General features: G+C 72.8%; 2 protein-coding genes. One reads left to right on the top strand and one right to left on the bottom strand.

Translation table 11 applies throughout. The annotated features are described in order from the left end of the window. Positions 1–1,127: ROK family protein (locus ACFT55_RS19955; protein WP_380245595.1), on the bottom strand; the 1,127-nt coding region annotated here is incomplete at its 3' end. A gap of 127 nt (positions 1,128–1,254) precedes the next feature. Between ACFT55_RS19955 and xylA the strand changes: the two genes are divergently transcribed. After that, complete coding sequence (gene xylA / locus ACFT55_RS19950; RefSeq protein ID WP_380245594.1) at positions 1,255–2,421, top strand: xylose isomerase; 1,167 nt, start codon at positions 1,255–1,257, stop codon at positions 2,419–2,421. Positions 2,422–2,479: the final 58 nt, after the last annotated feature.

Below are 2,479 nucleotides of genomic sequence, written 5' to 3'. Positions count from 1 at the left end.
GGCGCGAACGGCGCGGCGAGCGCCCGCTCCTCGACGACGCCGGCGACGACGTGGCCGACCCACCCGAACAGCTCGGCGTACGCGCCGCCGAGGACGATCGTGGAGACGTCGACGAGGTTGACGAACGTGGCGAGCGCGGAGCCGAGGGCGCGGCCGGCGCGCTGCACCGCGGCCAGGGCGTCGTCGTCGCCGGCGCGCAGCAGGTCGACGATCGCGTGGACGGGGGCGGAGTCGGGCAGCCCGGCGCCGCGCAGCAGCACCTCCTTGCCGGCGTACTGCTCCAGGCAGCCGGTGGCGCCGCAGGAGCACCGCGGGCCGGCGGGGTCGACGACGACGTGCCCGATCTCGCCGTTCCAGCCGCGCTCGCCGAGGAAGAGCTGCCGGTCGACGACGATGCCCGCGCCCACGCCGACGTCACCGGAGACGTAGAGGAACGACGGCGGCACCTCGCCGGCGAGCTCGGCCAGCGCGGCGAGCTTGGCCTCGTTCGCCACCTCGACGTCCAGCGTGGCGCCGTCCCCGGTTTGCAGGTCCAGCGCGGGGACGGGCTCGACCGACGACCAGCCCAGGTTGGGCGCGACCTCCAGCCGCGCGGCACGCGCGTCCACGAGGCCGGGCAGCGCGAGCCGCGCCCCGGCGACGCGCATGCCGGCGGCCTCGACCTCGACCACGACGTCGCCGGCGAGCGCGCGCAGGCGCCCCAGCACCTCCACCGGGTCGGAGTCGTGCAGGGAGCCGGTGACGACGCGCTCGGCGACGACGTCACCCACGAGGTCGAGCGCGCGCACGCCGAGGTAGTCGACGTTCACCTCCAGCCCGAGCCCGACGACGGTCCGGGCGGCGGGCACGAGCGGCACGGCCGGTCGGCCGGCGCGCTGCGCGACGACGGGCGGGAGCTCGGCGACCAGCCCCCCGGCCACGAGCCGGTCCACGAGGGTCGAGACCGTGGCCCGCGTGAGGCCGGTGGCGGCCGCGACGTCCGCTCGCGACGGCGGTGAACCTGCACCGAAGACGGCCCCGGCGACGAGCCGCAGGTTGCGCTCCCGCAGGGTGTGCTGACGCGATGCGGCGCCGTCGTCGGGCACGCGGGGAGCCCGCTCGGGCGTCGTCGTCGAGGGGGCTGGCACGTGTTGACTCTAGCTCAGCGACGCGCAATAGTTCAGCCGTACAACAAAACGCCGCGCGGACGCGGCGGCGCTGCACCGGACGCCGTCCCCGGCAGCCTTCGACACACGACTCGACGAGGAGAACCCCGTGAGCGACATCAAGTACTCGTTCGGCCTGTGGACCGTGGGCTGGCCGGCTGCCGACCCGTTCGGCACCGCCACCCGCCCCGACCTCGACCCGGCGGAGTCGATCCGCAAGCTCGCCGACCTGGGCGCCTGGGGCTTCACTTTCCACGACAACGACGCCTTCCCCTTCGGCGCCGAGGGTGCCGAGCGCCAGAAGCACATCGACGCCGTGAAGAACGCCGCCGAGGAGACCGGCCTCGTCTGCGAGATGGTCACCACCAACACCTTCACGCACCCGATCTTCAAGGACGGCGCGTTCACCTCGAACAACCGCGCGGTCCGCCGCTACGGCCTGCGCAAGGTGCTCACCAACGTCGACCTCGCCGCCGAGATGGGCGCCTCGACGTTCGTCATGTGGGGCGGCCGCGAGGGCACGGAGTACGACAACTCCAAGGACCTGCACGCCGCGCACGCCCGCTACGCGGAGGGCATCGACACCGTCGCCGCCTACATCAAGGAGAAGGGCTACGACCTGCGCATCGCGCTGGAGCCCAAGCCCAACGAGCCCCGTGGCGACATCTTCCTGCCGAGCATCGGGCACGCGATCGCCCTCATCGGCACGCTCGAGCACGGCGACATCGTCGGCCTCAACCCGGAGACGGGCCACGAGCAGATGGCGGGCCTCAACTACACGCACGGTCTCGCGCTGGCGCTGTACGCGGGCAAGCTGTTCCACATCGACCTCAACGGCCAGCACGGCCCGAAGTATGACCAGGACCTGGTCTTCGGGCACGGCGACCTGCTGAGCGCCTTCTTCACGGTGGACCTGCTCGAGAACGGCTTCCCGAACGGCGGGCCGCGCTACGAGGGCCCGCGCCACTTCGACTACAAGCCCAGCCGCACCGAGTACCTCGACGGCGTGTGGGAGTCGGCCAAGGCGAACATGGAGACGTACGACATGCTCGCGGCCAAGGCGAAGGCCTACCGCGAGGACGCCGAGGTGCAGCAGGCCTTCGAGCACGCGGGCATCTTCGAGCTGGGCGAATCGACCCTGGCCGAGGGCGAGTCGTTCGACGCCTTCCTCGCCGACCGCTCCTCCTACGAGGACCTCGACGTCGACGCCGTCGCCGAGCGCGACTACGGCCTGGTGCGCCTGCACCAGCTCGCGCTCAAGCACCTCATCGGCTGATCAACCCACCCACCCGGTGTGGTGAGCGGGGGTGGGGGGGCGGGGGGGGGGGGGGGGG

It is taken from the genome of Isoptericola sp. NPDC057191, assembly GCF_042670225.1.
Classification (GTDB): domain Bacteria; phylum Actinomycetota; class Actinomycetes; order Actinomycetales; family Cellulomonadaceae; genus Isoptericola.
Note: the sequence above shows the minus strand (reverse complement) of the source record. Positions and strands in the feature narration are given on the sequence as shown.